Origin of the sequence: Ligilactobacillus sp. RTP31139st1_D10_RTP31139_211217 (assembly GCF_040226755.1) — a bacterium.
In the GTDB taxonomy this organism is placed as follows: Bacteria; Bacillota; Bacilli; order Lactobacillales; family Lactobacillaceae; genus Ligilactobacillus; species Ligilactobacillus animalis.
In genome coordinates this window covers 1-16,313 of the sequence record NZ_JBCOAR010000004.1, presented here as the reverse complement: position 1 = coordinate 16,313, position 16,313 = coordinate 1, and the positions used below count along the sequence as shown (strand labels likewise).

The window sequence follows — 16,313 nt, the reverse complement described above, 5'->3', positions numbered from 1 at the left end:
CCGTTACTTTTGGCTCTTCAGGAACTTCGACTTTTGTGCCACGTGCGATCACTTCGGTTACGGGCGCCTTCGTTATCGTGTTACTCTTTTCTACGCGATTCAGTTCTTTTCCTTCAGCATCACGCGTCACTTCATACACGATCGTGCGCTTGCCCGCTTGACCTGCTGTCTGTACGCTTGTTGTGCCTTCCAGTAATTCTGGATCATCTACATACTGCGTTTCATATCCTACTGGCTCGGTCTTCATTTCTTCGCTCACCGTTACTTTTGGCTCTTCAGGAACTTCGACTTTTGTGCCACGTGCGATCACTTCGGTTACGGGCGCCTTCGTTATCATGTTACTCTTTTCTACGCGATTCAGTTCTTTTCCTTCAGCATCACGCGTTACTTCATACACGATCGTGCGCTCGCCTGCTTGGCCTGGCGTCCGTACGTTTGTTGTACCTTCAAGCAATTCTGGATCATCTACATATTGCGTCTCATATTCTACTGGCTCGACTTTGGTTTCTTCAACCACAGTTGGGATCGATCCTTCTTGAATTTCTGGTTTAGTCACTTCAATTGCTGCTGAGCCAGTATTCGGTGTTTTATCACTATTGGGAACTACTTTTTCTGTAACTGGTCGTGTAGTCGGTACTGACTCTCCAGGGTGCTTGATATCACTAACTAAAATATAACCAATATATTGATAGCCAGCATGTTGAGTCGATATTTCTGGTGAATTTTCATCTTCCGCTACTAAGCAAGCTCGATCATAACTGCTTAGCTCGGCAAAATTTGGACTAGCACTAGCCACTGAACTTCCTACTCCTACAACCGTCGAAGCCACAATGATAGCTGTCAAAAAGCGATATTTACGTGCTCGTTTTGGCAGTACTCCTAGCCCCATGATCAGTGCTGTAGCTCCAAACAACCCTAATTCCCAAGGCATTTCAAGTTCGCCCGTTTGTGGTAAATTCTGCGTTGCCACCGGGCGATAAACTAGATAATAGACTTGGTCACTACCAACTTTAGTCTTAGGTGGATTATCATAAATAACTTTTGCCCTTTGTTCTGAAGTTAAACTATTCTCAGTTACATGCTGGAATTTGATCTGATACTGTTCTTTTTTCTTTGTTCCGATATGAGTACCAGCTATCTCATCCCCTTGGATAACTGCGGGAGTCCCGAAAACAAACATTGTCCCAACTAAAACAGAAAATACTCCCTGTGAGAATTTTCTGATCGCAAATCGCTGTTTTTGTTCCCCCATCTGCCACTTCGAGCGGTTTGACTTAGCCATAATTTTCTCCCTTCACAATTCACACCATAAATTGCTACAAAACTTAAGTTAAAATAATTAAATTTTTCTAAAATTCTTCCATCCTGCTGTTAAATTACCATATATCAGAATGTTTCAGCAAGTTTTTGAGCCAGCTTTACCTTAATATGTTTTAGACGCTGCCATTCTGTTATAATATTAAGCATGAACACTAGGAATTTTTAAAAAACATGAGGTGACACCGATGTCAAAGCAAAAAAAATTCTATCTCCTGCTGCTTAGTACTTTTTTAGGTTTATTTTGTTTAAACTTTAAGTCAACTACAGTAGCTGCTCGTACTTCTTTTACCATGGGGATCTTAGAAAATGATAAGCCATATAGCTACAAAAATGGGCAAAACTGGCATGGCTTTTCTATCGAATTAGCCCATCAATTAGAAGAAGTGACCGACACTAAGATAAACTTCCAAGCGTATTCGAGCCAAGAAAAAATGCAAACGGCTTTAAAAAACGGGCAGATCGACTTCATCTTGGGTGATAAAGCTAATTTTTCTAAGAGTTATCAAAGTACCAAAGCTTTCCTCTATCCCAAAAATGTCCTCTTTACCCGCCAAGATGCTAAAACAAAAAAACTCGATAAAATGTTGCATAAAAAAGTGGGGCTGCTAGAAAGTGGCCAACAACAAGCTCTCCTAAAAGAGCTCGATTTAAAGCCCGTCGTCTTCGCTGATCCAGCAGAACTGCTGGCAGCCCTTGAAAAATCACAAATATCAGCGGGCATCCTAAACGACTACAACTACTATGCCCTCTTAAAAGCTGAGCCCACATTAGCTAAGGCTCCGGTCAAGGCGACTAAGGCCGAAGAAAATGCTGTTTTACACCGCATTTCAGATCCAAACGTCTTAGCATCATCTTTGAGTTTGATCACCCACAATCATCCCAAGATAAATGAAACTTTAACAAAAGGCATCGACGAGTTGCGCTCTACCGAAAAGATCGCTGAGCTCTCGCAAAAATATTTCACCAAGGATCTGACCTTAAATTAAAAAAGCGATCCACTGCCATGAATTTCATAATAGTGGATCGTTTTTTATTTTTGTAACATTGAGTACAAGACACCTTCACGTACGCCACTTTCTGAAAAGATGACTTCAGAGATCTGTAAGTATTCCAATAAAAAGGCAACTGGCGTCAGGCCACTTATGATGATATCTGCTCGAGGCGCCTCACTTCCCAAAACAGCTTTTCTTTGCATCATATCTTTACCGAGCCAATCGGTATATGTCTCTAAAAACATATACGCAGATAATTTCAACCCATGGATCTGATCAAGTTCATCTTTACCTGACCGCAATAACTCTTGGCGAGCAACGGTGCGGTTGGCGCCACCTAGTAAGACTAGTGGTAAGCCTTCCCCTTCCTTTAACCAAGGAAGCTGATGGAACTTATAATTTAAAAAGCGGGCAAAAGAAAAAAGGTCGCGAGCACTGATCTTATCAGTCGCATGAAATTTCTCAGTCAAACTGACCGCCCCATAAGGAATGCTGATATAATTCACAGCTTTTCGATCTTTAACTACAACTAGTTCAAAGCTACCGCCACCCATATCACAGATCACACAATCTTTGACAGTCAAAGTATTGACCACTGCTAAATAATCATAGTAGGCTTCTGAACTTCCTGAGAGCACTTCAACATCAACATCAGTAACTTCTTTGACTTGTTGTAAAAATTCATTTTGGTTTTGCGCCTCACGCACGGCAGCTGTGGCGATCCCGCGAACTGACACGTTAGGCAGATCGCGATAAAGTTTTTTAAATTTCAACAATGCAGCTAAGGTCCGCTGAATAGCCTGAGGTTGCAAGATCTTTTGACCATCGCTTTGCCCCATTCCTTCGACTAAACGCGTCATCTCTTTGGCTCGTTTGATCTCTTTGAAACTACCATCAGGCGCGATCTGCGTGATCGACATGCGCGTCGAATTAGACCCAAAATCAAGCATCACTAAATTTTTCAAATTCCACACCTCGACTTATTTAAGTACCTTTATCTTATCACATTTTTCTCAGAAATCATTAATATAAATGTCGTTTCCACAAAAAAAGACTGACATCTGCCAGTCTTTTATATTAATCAAAATAGTTGACGCCAATAGCAGCCCGTACTTCAGCTAAAGTTTGTTCTGCTACCGCATTTGCTTTTTGACTACCTTCTTTTAGCATTGTGTAAACACTAGGGATATCCTTAGCAAATTCTTCTCGGCGTTGTCTGATCGGTCCTAATTGAGCTTCAAGCACTTCGTTTAAGTAACGCTTGATCTTCACATCCCCAAGGCCACCAGCTTGGTAGTGTTCTTTTAATTCAGCCACTTTTTGTTTGTCGGGATCAAAGATATCCAAATACGTAAAGACCATGTTGCCTTCGATCTGACCAGGATCTTCAATGTGGATATGGTTAGGATCGGTATACATTGACATTACTTTTTTGCGTAAAGTATCGGCATCATCGGCTAAGTAGATCGCATTGCCTAAAGATTTACTCATCTTCGCATTGCCATCAAGCCCTGGCAAACGACCAGATCCTTTAGGTGGAAAGACACCCTGTGGTTCGACTAAAACTTCTTTGCCATAGATCGAGTTAAAACTACGTACGATCTCACGCGTTTGTTCCAACATTGGTTCTTGGTCATCACCTACTGGGACCAAATTAGCCTTAAACGCAGTAATATCAGCTGCTTGACTCACAGGATAAGTGAAAAAGCCAGCTGGGATCGAACGTTCAAAATTCTTTTGGGCGATCTCAGTCTTGACAGTCGGATTGCGTTCTAAACGTGAAACAGTAACTAAATTCAAATAATATAGATTTAGTTCTGCTAAAGCCGGGATCTGTGATTGCACAAAGATCGTTGATTTAGTGGGGTCGATCCCCACAGCCAAATAATCCAACGCAACTTCGATCAATGAATTTTTGATCTTTTCTGGATCGCGGGCATTATCCGTCAATGCCTGTTGATCAGCGATCATGATAAAGGTGTCATATTTACCCGTATTTTGCATTTCGACCCGATTTTTTAACGAACCGATATAGTGTCCGATGTGCAATTTACCTGTGGGACGATCACCAGTCAAAATAATATCTTTTGCCATAATATTTTCCTTCCCTAACTTGAGCGTTTAAACAGGTCAGATACTAAAAAAACGCCCTAATACCATAAAGATATTAGGACGAGTTACCGTGGTGCCACCTAACTTGCAAAATGCCGCTCAATTACTTATCTAGTTGTCTTCTCGCGGCATCCAATTCATAAAGTCGTGCATCTTCTCAGCTAATCGATGCCTCTCTGTTAGGTGACTCACTACTATTTACCGTTCAGCGAAGTTTAACTTTATTGTAGTTGATGTTAGTGTCGCTGTAAAGTAGTAAATTTTCGTAACATGTGACCTCATTTTAAATATATCAATTTTTCACCTTAAGTAAAACTAATAGCTACCAGCAGGTTCCCATCTGTATTATAATGTAGGTAAAAATTTCGGAAAAAGAGGTGAGCTGATCATGCGTGATGTTAATAAACATCTTAAGCGCGAATATGAAGACTGGGAAAAAGTTCAAGCCAAAGAATTGACTAAACTAAATGCAGCTATGCGCCATTTATCACTCAATGTCTTTGCCTATCTTTTGATCTCGATCATCGAATGGATCTTAGCCTCGATGAGTCACTCACAAACTTTACGGGCGGATGCATTCAACAACTTATCTGGGATCATTTCGACTTCACTATTGATGATCGGGATCCACATTGCCCGTGACATCGATGATGATGACATTGCCGGGGTCGTTCCCTTGCCTAAACTTTCTTTGCACAAAACTGGAAATGATCAACGGATCCAATTTACCCGCTTTCGCTATGAGACGATCTTTACCCTCGTCACAGGGATCGTAATGATCGCTATCTCATTGAGCGTTATTTTCCAGGGGATATCCGGGCTATTTTCACCTGATAAACGAGTCGTACCGCAGCCGATTGCTTTAGTCGGAGCTGGGATCGCTAGTGTTATCATGTTACTTGTCTGGTATAATAATAAAAAATGGGGGCATCGCTTACAAAATGCCTCATTGATTGCCTCAGCTCAAGATAGTTTGAGCGATGCCTTGACGAGTTTAGGCACACTGATCTCGATCGCTGGTGCTCTCCTATTTAAGATCAATTGGCTTGATGGTGCAGCCAGTATTCTAGTCGGTTGTTTTATCTTATATTCCGGCGCACGGATCTTCATGGAGAGCAGTTTGAATCTCGCCGATTACTTTGATCCTAAGGCAGAAAATACCTTCCGTATGGCGATCAAAAGTATCAAAGGTGTCACCGAAGTCGATGAATTGAAAGCCCACTACAATGGTAATCTAGTTACCGTTGATGTTGTGATCATCGTCAATGCTAACATGAATGTCTTAGAGAGCTATCACTTAGCCGAATACATCGAAGACATGATGCGCCGTAAATTTGGGGTGATCGATACCGATGTTTCATTTATCCCTGATACAAACACGATCACTGCTAAAACTACCAAAAATCTAACCCCAAGAAAAAGACGTCCTAAATAAGGTAACTCTAGGACGTATATCTATAGAAAGTTGAGGTCTTATTATGCAAACAGAAACAGCAATTTTTGCCGGTGGATGCTTCTGGTGTATGGTCAAACCATTCGATACCTATCCAGGCATCAAAAAAGTTATTTCCGGTTATACAGGTGGACATACCATTGATCCGACCTATGAAGAAGTCAAAACCCAAACAACAGGCCATACCGAAGCCGTTTTGATCGAATTTGATCCAAGCGTAGTTTCATATGAACAACTGGTTGAGATCTATTGGAATCAAACTGACCCAACTGATGCGATGGGACAGTTCCAAGATCGCGGTGATAGCTACCGTCCCGTTATCTTCGTCAAAGACGACACCCAGCGTGAGATCGCCGAAAGATCACGAACAGCGCTAGCAAATAGTGGACGGTTCGACAAGCCGATCGTGACCCAGATCGAAGATGCTAAACCTTTTTATCCCGCTGAAGAATATCATCAAGATTTTTACAAAAAAGATCCAGCACGCTTTGAGTTAGAAGAAGCTGGTGGTCGCCAAGCTTTTATCGAAAAATATTGGAAATGACTAGATCCGAGTTTACCTATTGGGTGGACTCGGATTTTTTATTAAAGATTTTTTATCTTTTTCACTAAAAAATCACTTACGAAGGGCTAACTTACTTTGCTATGATAATCACTGTTTTCGCTTTATAAGAGAAAGGATCGATCAATTGGAAACAACAAGTAAACAAGCACGTGTCCAGGTAGAACGCCCCATGCTAGCAATGATCGGCGTTTTAGTCGGGGCTTTTGTGGGGATGTTTTCAGAAACTTCTTTAAACATTGCTTTGCCCCAACTCATTCGTGCCTTAAATATTTCAACCGCTAGTGCTCAATGGCTCGTCACAGGCTATATGTTAGTGATCGGGATCGTTTTGCCCTTTTCAAGCTTATTGACTAAATGGTTTTCTACCCGTCAATTAGTGATCTTTGGATTGAGTGATTTTCTTTTAGGTGCTATTATTTCAGCCCTTGCTGCTTTAGCTACTTTACTTTTGACTTTCGGTGAAAATATCGATCCAAGTGCTAAAGCAGCTACAGCCTTTACGACTGGGGTCCATTATGGGATCTACTTTACCATTGCATTAATTATTTTAGGTTTAATTATTTCACTTGGTTTGCGTAAAAAAGAAAAATAACCACAAAAAGTGGAGCGCCCAACATTTCTAAGGGAGCCCCACTTTAGTTTTACCTTAAAATATCGATCAAATTCTTATTAGCTGCTTGACGGGCTGGTAAGAGTCCAAAAATGATCCCAACTGCTGTCGAGACCCCAAATGCCAATAAAAATGAATTGAAGGTCACCACAGCTGTGATATCGCCTGGTATAAATTTGGCGATCGCATGCGCAAAAAGCCAGCCAAAGCCAAAACCGATCAAGCCACCACTGACAGTCAACATGATCGCTTCCAGCAGAAACTGGAATAAGATATTGCTTGGTGTGGCTCCGATCGCTAACCTGATCCCGATCTCTTGCGTACGCTCAGAAACTGAGATATACATCATATTCATGACCCCGATCCCAGCGATAAACAACGAGATCCCGGCGATCGCACTGATGAAAAGAGTCAAGGTATCCATCGTCTTAGAAAGTTGTTCTAGCATACTTCCCAGATCCAAGAAAGCATACTCACCTTGATCTTTAGCAGTCGCATTCTTTTTCAAATAATCAACAACTTTATTAGTTACTTCAGAAGCATTTTCTCCCTTGGCGATCGTCAACTTCAAAGTATTTCCCTGTGTCTTACTTATTCCATTAGCAAAGTAAACATCTTTAGGGACGATCACATCCCCTGAAGTTGGATCATTTATATCAGCTAACTGATTTTGACGATAGATCCCAGCGACGACATAATTGGTGTTATTGATAAAGACAGGCGTACCGATCGCACTTTTAATATCCTTATATTCACGTTTAGCTAACTCCTTAGTGATCAATACTTGAGGTCTAGCTTGTAAGAAAGTCTGCTGTGTAAAATTCTTACCTTCTACGATCAATGAATCAGCGATCGGCTTAGTCGTTACGCCCAACGAGACCGTTGTATCAGCATCATTGCCAAATTGAGCATAGCTTTGAATACCGGCCTTTTTAGTATCGAGCTGAGCTTTTTGGACTTTGCCCGAGAAGTTTTGTTCGATCGCTAAAATATCATTTTGCTTAAAGCCGACCGCCTTTGGATCAGTCGACATAAACTCGATCGTTGTTGTCTGTTCCCCACTACCAGTTAGCTTAAAATTATTGATCAGCTTCTTTTTGACCCCATTTCCTAGGGCAATGATCGTGATCACCGCTGCGATCCCGATAATGATCCCGATCATCGTCAAAAAACTACGCTTGGGATTGACTTTTAACGATTGCCACGCTGTTTTCAGTAATTCGATAAACTTCATTAGCTTCTCCCCTTTGCCTTATGCTCTGTATCTTCTGTCAAACGTCCATCTAAAATATGTACCAGACGATCAGCTTGAGCTCCCACATTCGGATCATGGGTCACGATAATGATCGTTGTATCGTTATCGTGGTTCAGTTGTTTGAATAAAGCCATGATCTCCTTAGACGTTTCACTGTCTAAAGCACCAGTCGGCTCATCTGCGATCAAAAATTTAGGCTTGGTCACGATAGCCCGGGCGATCGATACTCGCTGTTGCTGGCCCCCTGAAAGATTTTTAGGTAATTGGTCTTCATAGCCTGCCAAACCTACCGCCTTTAAAACTTCACGGACACACTCCTTGATATATGCTCGTTTTTGCCCCGCATATAATAAAGGCAATCCGACATTTTCTGCGATCGAAACATTTTGGATCAACTTGAAGTTTTGAAAGACAAAACCCACATTTTGATTTCGTAAACTAGAAAACTGAGCCCGCGTATATTCATGGATCGGATGTTCATAGTAGAAATAAGTTCCTTCAAATTGGTCATCCAAAAAGCCAATGATATTGATCAAAGTCGATTTCCCCGAACCTGATTGGCCCATGATCGCCAAAAATTCACCTTGAGCGATCGTTAAATTGATATCATGGAGCACATGATAGCTGTTTGGACCTTGAACATATGACTTATTGATATTTTTTAGCTCAATCATTGATCTCAACTGTTTTTCCATCTTTTAACCCCTTATCTGGATCAACAATGACCCGTTGGCCTTTATTCAATCCACTCTTAACGATAAAACTTCCATTAGATTTTGTTCCAGTAACTGCGACCCGTTTAGCTTTACCAGCTTCCACGACATAGACATGACCAGCTTTGACACTAGACTGTGGAATTTGCACTCCTGTTTGGGTGATCATTACATTGAGTGTTTGACCTGCCATAAATTTCGTACCGTCTAACGGAGCTGTTAATTCATATTTAGAATCGTTGGCCTTACTATTTTGTGCTGGTGTATTGGCTAAATAACCTAAATTGGTCGTTTGCTCATGCTTAGTTGCTAAGGCTGTCACCTTGAGCTCCTGACCGACTTTAACTTTCGGATAATCATATTCTGAAAGTTGGGTACTCAACTGGAGATCATCTGAAGATAACGTCACACTTGGTTGCCCAGTTTTATCATATTCAACGGTTACCGTGCCCGCAAATGGTGCAGTCACAGTTCCATTGACGCGCCCATTAAGTGTATTTAGTTTATTTTGCGCATCGGTCACTTCCCCACGGGCGTCTTCGAGTTGGTTACGTGCAGTCGTTACTTGGGTCTGCATTTCAGTATAACCTTCATCCTCGCGACTCAGTTGAGCTAACTGTCTTTGTGCTTGTTCGACCGCTTGTTGTTGTTGATTGACTTGTCGTTGCGCTTTAGCCAAAGCTTGGCGGGCCTCCGTTGCTTGTTCCTCATAGGATTCGCTAAAAGTCGTCATCACCGCTTGACCTTGCTCCACATGGTCGCCATTCTGAACGGTCACACTTTGCGCTTTGCCTGAAGTTGGTGCTAAAACTTGAGTTCTAACGGCTTCAACTTTCCCCGAATAAGTCAATGGAGCTGCCTGACTGACCTTGACCGTTGCATATTTCTTATTTTCAGCGGCAGGCGTACTTTTTTTCAATGTACCATAAACTAAGTTTCCCACCATCACTAAGACGACTACCCCCAATAGGATCTGCCACCATTTGAATCTTTTTTGTTTCATAAAAACTCTCCTTAACTATTTTTTACAAGTATACCCAGCAACCAAAAATCTTACAACCAGTTTCATTGTAAATAATTTTGAGCCTGCTAAAAAGCTTTTGAGCATAATTGGTCATTTTTGTCACATATCTGCACTAGATCCATGTTATAATAACCTGATTGCTTCTAAATTTTAGTAATTACTGAATTTAGGAGCTTTTTGCACGTTTCATACAGAAAGGATGATTTGCTTGGACAATGCAAAAAAAGCCGAACAAGCTCATGTTGATCACGTCGAAGAAGAGATCACGCGCCAACTCACGCTAAATGAACAAGAGTATCAAAAAGCTCAACTTGAAACTTCACTGGTCGAAAAAAATTACGGACAAAATGCCAAGATCAATACTTTCGAAGTCGATGATCAAATGGAGACCAATGCCGAAGTTCAACAACAAAAGCAACTGGTCGCCAAAAACTTAGAAAACGAAAAGATCTTAGCCAAACAAGTCAAGACCTTAAAGCAACTCAAAAACTCGCCTTACTTTGGGCGGATCGATATCCTTGATCCAGGTGAAAAAACTCCCGAGACCCTTTATATTGGGACCGCATCCCTTGTAGATGAACACCAAAACTTTTTGATCTATGACTGGCGAGCTCCGATCTCCTCGATCTATTACAATGGGACTTTAGGAAAAGTTACTTACGAAACACCGATGGGCGAATTGGAGACGACCTTACAAAAGAAACGCCAATTTACGATCGTTGAAGGACAGATCAAAAATATGTTTGACACTAATGAAACAGTCGGTGATGAAATGCTCCAACAAGTTTTAGGTGAACATAACGATGAATATATGAAAAATATCGTAGCAACGATCCAAAAAGAACAAAACGATATCATCCGTGATACCAAACATGAATTATTACTAGTTCAAGGGGTGGCGGGCTCAGGAAAGACCTCAGCCATCTTACAACGGATCGCCTTTTTGCTCTATCATAGTCGTGATAAACTCTCAGCCGATCAGATCGTCTTATTTTCACCTAATTTGCTCTTCAGTCACTATATCTCTGAAGTTTTGCCAAGTTTAGGCGAGCGTAATATGCGTCAAGTAACACTAGCTGAATTTTTAGCGCAACGTTTCCAAGGCTTAAAGGTCGAAACTCTCTTTGATCGCTATGAAAAGCAACGCACCCTTACAACTACCCAAAAAAAGATCCGTGCTAAAAAAGAAGAAGCTAGCTTTATGGAAATAGTCCAAAAATATCTCGAGCACCTAACTCCAGCTGAACTCTGCTTCAGTGACATCACTTTAGATGGTGGACAAGTCTTCTTCTCCAAAGCAGAGATCACCGAGATCTACCAAGGGCTCCCCTTGAAGATGAAGCCAGCTCAACGCTTCCATGAGACCAAAAACATCTTGATCAAGCGCCTCAACCGGCGGATAAAGCAAGAAGCCAAAGCCAACTGGGTCTTAGAAAAAATCGATAATTTAGATGACCGTCAATACTATGACTTATTGGGTACTAAGACACGTGGGCGTTTCCAAGCCGTTGATGATGAGATCGATCATTTAGCACGTAAGATCGTTGAACGAAAATTTGCGATCGTCTATGATGCGCTCTATAACGATTATTTCTTAGATATTTATGCGCAATACCAACACTTTTTAGCCCAAACTTTACCTGAAAGTGTCGCTGAATTCAGCGAGCGCCTGGAATTTCATCAGATCGCGTTGGAAGACTGTGCACCACTGCTTTACCTACGCGATCTTTTGACAGGGAGAGGGCAAAATCAAGGGATCGTACATCTTTTTGTCGATGAGATGCAAGACTATACTTTGCCACAACTGATCTATCTTAAACACTGTTTCCCTCAAGCCAAATTGACTCTACTAGGTGATAGTGAACAAGCCCTCTTCAATCCGCTCCAAACACCGCAAGCACTGCTGAATTCACTTAAAAAAAATCTCAAGCCGCGTTCGAGTCACGTAGTTTCGTTAAATACGAGTTATCGTTCGACCGCACAGATCACCGACTTTATGAAGGCTTTATTGCCTGATGGAGCTACGATCAACTCATTTACGCGGGATGGCAAATTACCCCAGATCATCGCTTCACCCGATCAAGCAACTGGACTGATAGCCTTGAACAAAGCCCTACACCAACAGCTTACGACAAATGATACCGTGGCATTGATCACTAAAGACCTTGCGCAAGCCCAAACACTTTACCAACAGCTTCACCGTGAATTTTCGCCAACTCTGATCGGTGATCAAGATCGGGCTTTACCAAAAGGAGTCGTTATCTTGCCGATCTATCTCGCTAAAGGTCTTGAATTTGATGCTGTTATCGCTTATGATATCTCAAAGGAAAACTACCCCCTATCTGACCTGGGGATCTTGTATACGATCTGTTCACGTGCGATGCATGAATTGACCTTGATAACGATCGGTGAACCTTCACCGCTTTTGCGGCAACTTTCACCTAAGCTTTATACACTTAAAACTGAATTAGTGCTTAAGTAGCAAAAATTTTTTAATTTTATTCCTTTTTTGCTTGCACAAAATTACTCAATCATATATACTAATTTATGTATTGAGTGATGCCATTTTAGCTCAGCAGGTAGAGCACCACCATGGTAAGGTGGGGGTCACCGGTTCAAGTCCGGTAAGTGGCTGACGTTAAAGACCCGTAAATTAAAATTTACGGGTCTTTTTTTAATAATTTTTCTTATTTAACTCCAGTGTTGGTGCTTGTCTCGGACTAGCATCTGTTATATTCAAGCTATCAAACATATTGGAGTGATCACAATGGAAAATGATTTAGAACTGACCAATTTATTATTTCAACTAAAAACTTTTGCCGACAGCTTAGCCTTGCAACTATTGGTCAAAAAATACCAGCCAATGATCTTAAGCTTGATCGGTCATTTTCACTTACAATTTTTAGATACTGATGACCTCCTGCAAGAGGCGCGTATCATTTGTTATCAAACAGCTTGTTCCTTTGATCCCACTAAAGCCAACATTACTTTTGGTGCTTACTTTAAACTCAGCCTCTGTAATCACTTTCGTTCGCTCTTGCGGCGTGAAAATGCCCAGAAACGGCTGCTTGAAAAACAGGTCATTTCCCTTGAAGCATTGCTTTATGAAAAAGGCGATGTTTTGCCGATGACGCCCTGTGATCTTGAATTAAGGATCGAACTTGAATTACTTTTGCAGAAGTTGCCGACCTTACTCACCCCTTTGGAATATCAAGTTTTTTGTGCTTATCTTCATTACCAAAAAGCGTCTCTTGTTGCCCAAAAACTCGAGTTAAGTCAAGCCCAGATCAATAATGCTATGCAACGCTACCACCATAAACTAGCCCGCTGGTATCAAAAAAATGGTCAGTCTCCTATTTAGAATAGGACACTAACCATCTGGATTATTTAATTTTTAGTAACAAATGATATATCCTGGGAAGAAATTCATCCCGTGATGGTGTTTACCATAACAATCTTTTTTAGGTACTTTTGGTTTATGGCAATGTTTCGGATAATTCAATGGTGGACAGTAACGATTGATCAAGGTCACTTGGTTTTCACCTGTGTTTACTTGGTGGGTAAGATACCCTTTGATCTGTGTGACTTCTACAACTTGATATTTGATGGCTTTACCATTTTGTTTTGCTGGCAGATCTTTCCATGTGTATTGCCAGTTGTTCTTAGCGCTAAGTTCAACTTTACCACCGTAGATCTGACCGTTAGCATAAAGCTGTACTTGGACAGATTTAGGACGAGCGCATGCGTAGTTATTGTTGTCTTGCCAGATCTTTTTGACTTCAAACTTAGTTGTCGCTGGTTGATAGCTATTGATCAGATCGTAGCCATTGACCTTTGTTTGGTAGTCTTCGACTGGTTCTTCGGTAATAGCATAATTGATCTTCTTACCTAAATAATATTCAGGAACATTTTTAAAGCTATATTGCCAGTTATTTTTAGCTGTTACGACCTTACTTTGAACTTTGTGACCGTTAGCGATCAAATTGACGACGATCTTTTCGGGACGTTTACCATCTTGGTTATTTTTATCTTCCCAAGTCTTTTTCCCTGAAATATCGATCATTTTAGCTTTATTGACGACATGTTTGAGTAATGGGGCTCCCATCACGAATTCAGTCGCTTTGATCTTGAGTTTTTCATCAGTAGCTTGATAGCCTTCAGGTGCCTTAGTTTCAACTAAGGTGTAGTTATCACGCAATAAACCTGTGATCTGGGCAGTACCATCAGCACCAGTCGTCACAGTCTGAACACGTTCTCCAGTTGAATCCCGGATCACATCAAAAACAGCGCCAGAAAGTGGTTCACCTAATTGATTTTCTTTATGAACTTTGAGCGTGTAAGTGTGACCCGTTGCATTCCCGCTGGAAGTTTGATAGACAACATTAGCTGTATATTCGATCGGTTCTAAGTTATCAGCCGTCATTTGTGCTTTGTTGCTAAAAGCTTCGCCAGGTACTGGATCATGGGCTACTTCAACTTGATAAACGATCAAATAGCCTTCGCCATTGATATCACCTAAGTCAATGTCAAAGCTTCTTTGATCAGCTGCCACATTGACTTTATATTGCGAGGTCACATCAACTTCATTAGCCAAGAAAAAGCCATTACTACTGTTTCCAGTTTGAGTTAATTTCCAATCACCCTTCTTGATCGTAAAGCTACCAGCTTTATATTTCAAGCCAGCTGAAACCAACGTATCCTTGATCTTAACATTTTGGTAATCTTTCTTACCGCCGTTGACCCGGATCGCATATTGGATCACTTTGCCTTTTCCATCTATAAACCATGTAGACTTAGAAAATGCTTCGGTAGAATCATCATGTCGGTTTTCATAATCGATCTCGCCTAAAGGTTTGACTTGACCATCAACATCAAGTGTCAACATGAGCTTTTTACTTTCTTTAACGACCTTAGTATCAACGCGTAAAGCCAAGGTGAGCGTTCCAGTGATATCGGAATGCTTTTCCACAAAGTCAGTATAGACCATCTTGATCTGCTTGTTAGCTGCATCGATCTTTGCGTGAGCTACAACATTTCCTTGTGTATCCTTGATCTCAAAATTAGTATTGCGTACCGAACGTAACTCAGCTGGCAATTGGATGAGCGAATAATCGCCTTCTTTGACTTGATTATTAGGCAAGGTAAAACCCATTTTTAAGGTCAAGTCAGTGTATTGGTCGATCTTTGTTACTGCTTTTCCATCAGCTGTTAACGACAATTGTTTCACATCAGCAATAACTTTGGTCGGCGCCCGTGGATTGATCTCAGACACCGCTTCTTTTTGGACTACCTGTGTATTTGTTTCAGGTCGAGCAGTATTATCAGCAGATGTTGTTGTTTTCTGCGCTACCTCCTGCTCTTGGGCAGCTTGTTCTTTGGTGGTAACTACACTAGTCGCTTGTTGCTCACTTTGAATGTCATCTGCAACTGCTACTAGTGGTATCGTAAAGAACGCACCAATGAACGCTAGTAACACCAAGTAAACACTCATTTTTCTTCTCATTTTTATTCCCTCCAAAAACACCCGAAATGTTCAATAAAGTTTTAAATACCTAATATCGGTCATGCACTACTAACAATTAAATAATACCACATTTTTTTAATTTGTACATAATTATTTTTTAATGTATATTCAACTTAAATACACACATTTACATAAAAGTTATTAATAATAAATACATTTATTTTTATGCTCTATAATTGCTAGTGATATCAATATTTCACAACTTATTCGAACGCAATTGACCAAAAAAGTTCACTGCGAATTTAGGCTAAGTCTTATCCAGCTAATTTTAGTCTTCTACACTACAAAAAGACGATCGCAACTAGCCTCTATGAGCCAGATACGATCATCTTTATGCATTCATATGTATTCCAGTTGCACATAAATAACCTTACTGAAATATTCCCCTTTTTTACCCGACATATGCCTTACAACACTTGAGAAATAGCAGAAAAAAAGCCGCAACCAGTTAAAAACTGATCACGACTTTGGACGCGTAGCAACTTCCTACCCTCGCAAGGGGCGATCCCCTAACTACTATCGGCGTTATAAAGCTTAACTTCTGTGTTCGAAATGGAAACAGGTGTGACCTTTATGCGATCATCACTACACTAAGCGGAAGACGGGATTCGAACCCGCGACCCCCACCATGGCAAGGTGGTGTTCTACCACTGAACTACTTCCGCAAAAACGCGTGGCAACTTCCTACCCTCGCAAGGGGCGATCCCCTAACTACTATCGGCGTTACAAAGCTTAACTTCTGTGT

13 protein-coding genes, 2 tRNA genes and 1 rRNA gene are annotated in these 16,313 nt (G+C 41.1%); 7 read left to right on the top strand and 9 right to left on the bottom strand.

Annotated features, from left to right (window positions below; all coding sequences use genetic code 11):
- Window positions 1–1,282: G5 domain-containing protein (locus ABT996_RS03285; protein WP_349924611.1), on the bottom strand; the 1,282-nt coding region annotated here is incomplete at its 3' end.
- A 223-nt stretch (window positions 1,283–1,505) separates the two neighbouring features.
- Between ABT996_RS03285 and ABT996_RS03280 the strand changes: the two genes are divergently transcribed.
- Window positions 1,506–2,306 carry a substrate-binding periplasmic protein gene (locus ABT996_RS03280; protein ID WP_010689721.1) on the top strand — a complete coding sequence of 267 codons (801 nt, stop codon included), beginning with the start codon at window positions 1,506–1,508 and terminating at the stop codon, window positions 2,304–2,306.
- 44 nt (window positions 2,307–2,350) lie between these two features.
- On the opposite strand, the gene ABT996_RS03275 is transcribed toward ABT996_RS03280, so the two are convergent.
- The gene (locus tag ABT996_RS03275; RefSeq protein ID WP_035447583.1) at window positions 2,351–3,277 is read right to left on the bottom strand and encodes a Ppx/GppA phosphatase family protein; all 927 of its coding nucleotides are present in this window, start codon (window positions 3,275–3,277) and stop codon (window positions 2,351–2,353) included.
- A gap of 112 nt (window positions 3,278–3,389) precedes the next feature.
- Window positions 3,390–4,406 (bottom strand): tryptophan--tRNA ligase, encoded by a 1,017-nt coding sequence (gene trpS / locus ABT996_RS03270; protein ID WP_035447586.1) that lies wholly within the window; start codon window positions 4,404–4,406, stop codon window positions 3,390–3,392.
- 406 nt (window positions 4,407–4,812) lie between these two features.
- Between trpS and ABT996_RS03265 the strand changes: the two genes are divergently transcribed.
- From ABT996_RS03265 to ABT996_RS03255, 3 genes are all read left to right on the top strand, one after another.
- On the top strand, window positions 4,813–5,859 hold the full coding sequence (locus tag ABT996_RS03265) for a cation diffusion facilitator family transporter (RefSeq protein ID WP_035447589.1): 1,047 nt from the start codon (window positions 4,813–4,815) through the stop codon (window positions 5,857–5,859).
- Between the two features lie 43 nt (window positions 5,860–5,902).
- Window positions 5,903–6,421, top strand: coding sequence for a peptide-methionine (S)-S-oxide reductase MsrA (gene msrA, locus ABT996_RS03260; protein ID WP_010689727.1), 519 nt, complete (start codon window positions 5,903–5,905; stop codon window positions 6,419–6,421).
- Between the two features lie 145 nt (window positions 6,422–6,566).
- Window positions 6,567–7,034: an MFS transporter gene (locus ABT996_RS03255; protein WP_010689728.1), complete on the top strand. Its 468-nt coding sequence runs from the start codon at window positions 6,567–6,569 to the stop codon at window positions 7,032–7,034.
- Between the two features lie 49 nt (window positions 7,035–7,083).
- Here ABT996_RS03255 and ABT996_RS03250 read toward each other — a convergent pair whose 3' ends face one another.
- The 3 genes from ABT996_RS03250 to ABT996_RS03240 are packed head-to-tail and all read right to left on the bottom strand — an operon-like array spanning window position 7,084 to window position 10,023.
- Entirely contained in the window at window positions 7,084–8,286 is a 1,203-nt protein-coding gene (locus ABT996_RS03250; protein ID WP_035447591.1) for an ABC transporter permease, read from the bottom strand.
- Entirely contained in the window at window positions 8,286–8,981 is a 696-nt protein-coding gene (locus ABT996_RS03245; protein ID WP_035447634.1) for an ABC transporter ATP-binding protein, read from the bottom strand. The genes ABT996_RS03250 and ABT996_RS03245 overlap by 1 nt, the downstream gene beginning before the upstream one ends.
- A complete protein-coding gene (locus tag ABT996_RS03240) occupies window positions 8,974–10,023 on the bottom strand; it encodes an efflux RND transporter periplasmic adaptor subunit (protein ID WP_035447592.1) in 1,050 nt (349 codons plus the stop codon). Before ABT996_RS03240 ends, ABT996_RS03245 begins: the two co-directional genes overlap by 8 nt.
- A gap of 229 nt (window positions 10,024–10,252) precedes the next feature.
- Between ABT996_RS03240 and helD the strand changes: the two genes are divergently transcribed.
- The 3 genes from helD (at window position 10,253) to ABT996_RS03225 (ending at window position 13,405) form a co-directional block, all read left to right on the top strand.
- The gene (gene helD / locus ABT996_RS03235) at window positions 10,253–12,526 is read left to right on the top strand and encodes an RNA polymerase recycling motor HelD (protein WP_035447595.1); all 2,274 of its coding nucleotides are present in this window, start codon (window positions 10,253–10,255) and stop codon (window positions 12,524–12,526) included.
- 79 nt (window positions 12,527–12,605) lie between these two features.
- Window positions 12,606–12,678: transfer RNA gene (locus ABT996_RS03230), tRNA-Thr, on the top strand.
- Between the two features lie 133 nt (window positions 12,679–12,811).
- A complete protein-coding gene (locus ABT996_RS03225; RefSeq protein ID WP_010689736.1) occupies window positions 12,812–13,405 on the top strand; it encodes a sigma-70 family RNA polymerase sigma factor in 594 nt (197 codons plus the stop codon).
- Window positions 13,406–13,438: 33 nt separating this feature from the next.
- Here ABT996_RS03225 and ABT996_RS03220 read toward each other — a convergent pair whose 3' ends face one another.
- The 3 genes from ABT996_RS03220 to ABT996_RS03210 all read right to left on the bottom strand — a co-directional run bounded on the left by ABT996_RS03220 (window position 13,439) and on the right by ABT996_RS03210 (window position 16,233).
- Window positions 13,439–15,547, bottom strand: coding sequence for a Cna B-type domain-containing protein (locus ABT996_RS03220; RefSeq protein ID WP_052006336.1), 2,109 nt, complete (start codon window positions 15,545–15,547; stop codon window positions 13,439–13,441).
- Between the two features lie 494 nt (window positions 15,548–16,041).
- A 5S ribosomal RNA gene (gene rrf, locus ABT996_RS03215) occupies window positions 16,042–16,158 on the bottom strand.
- A gap of 3 nt (window positions 16,159–16,161) precedes the next feature.
- Window positions 16,162–16,233, bottom strand: a tRNA-Gly gene (locus tag ABT996_RS03210).
- Between the last annotated feature and the right edge of the window lie 80 nt (window positions 16,234–16,313).

Bases quoted from the DNA above. Each gene is read 5' to 3' on its own strand.
- trpS (WP_035447586.1), bottom strand. From the start codon at position 4,406: ATGGCAAAAGATATTATTTTGACTGGTGATCGTCCCACAGGTAAATTG.
- ABT996_RS03245 (WP_035447634.1), bottom strand. From the start codon at position 8,981: ATGATTGAGCTAAAAAATATCAATAAGTCATATGTTCAAGGTCCAAAC.
- ABT996_RS03220 (WP_052006336.1), bottom strand. From the start codon at position 15,547: ATGAGAAGAAAAATGAGTGTTTACTTGGTGTTACTAGCGTTCATTGGT.
- ABT996_RS03250 (WP_035447591.1), bottom strand. From the start codon at position 8,286: ATGAAGTTTATCGAATTACTGAAAACAGCGTGGCAATCGTTAAAAGTC.
- ABT996_RS03225 (WP_010689736.1), top strand. From the start codon at position 12,812: ATGGAAAATGATTTAGAACTGACCAATTTATTATTTCAACTAAAAACT.
- ABT996_RS03265 (WP_035447589.1), top strand. From the start codon at position 4,813: ATGCGTGATGTTAATAAACATCTTAAGCGCGAATATGAAGACTGGGAA.
- ABT996_RS03240 (WP_035447592.1), bottom strand. From the start codon at position 10,023: ATGAAACAAAAAAGATTCAAATGGTGGCAGATCCTATTGGGGGTAGTC.
- ABT996_RS03280 (WP_010689721.1), top strand. From the start codon at position 1,506: ATGTCAAAGCAAAAAAAATTCTATCTCCTGCTGCTTAGTACTTTTTTA.
- msrA (WP_010689727.1), top strand. From the start codon at position 5,903: ATGCAAACAGAAACAGCAATTTTTGCCGGTGGATGCTTCTGGTGTATG.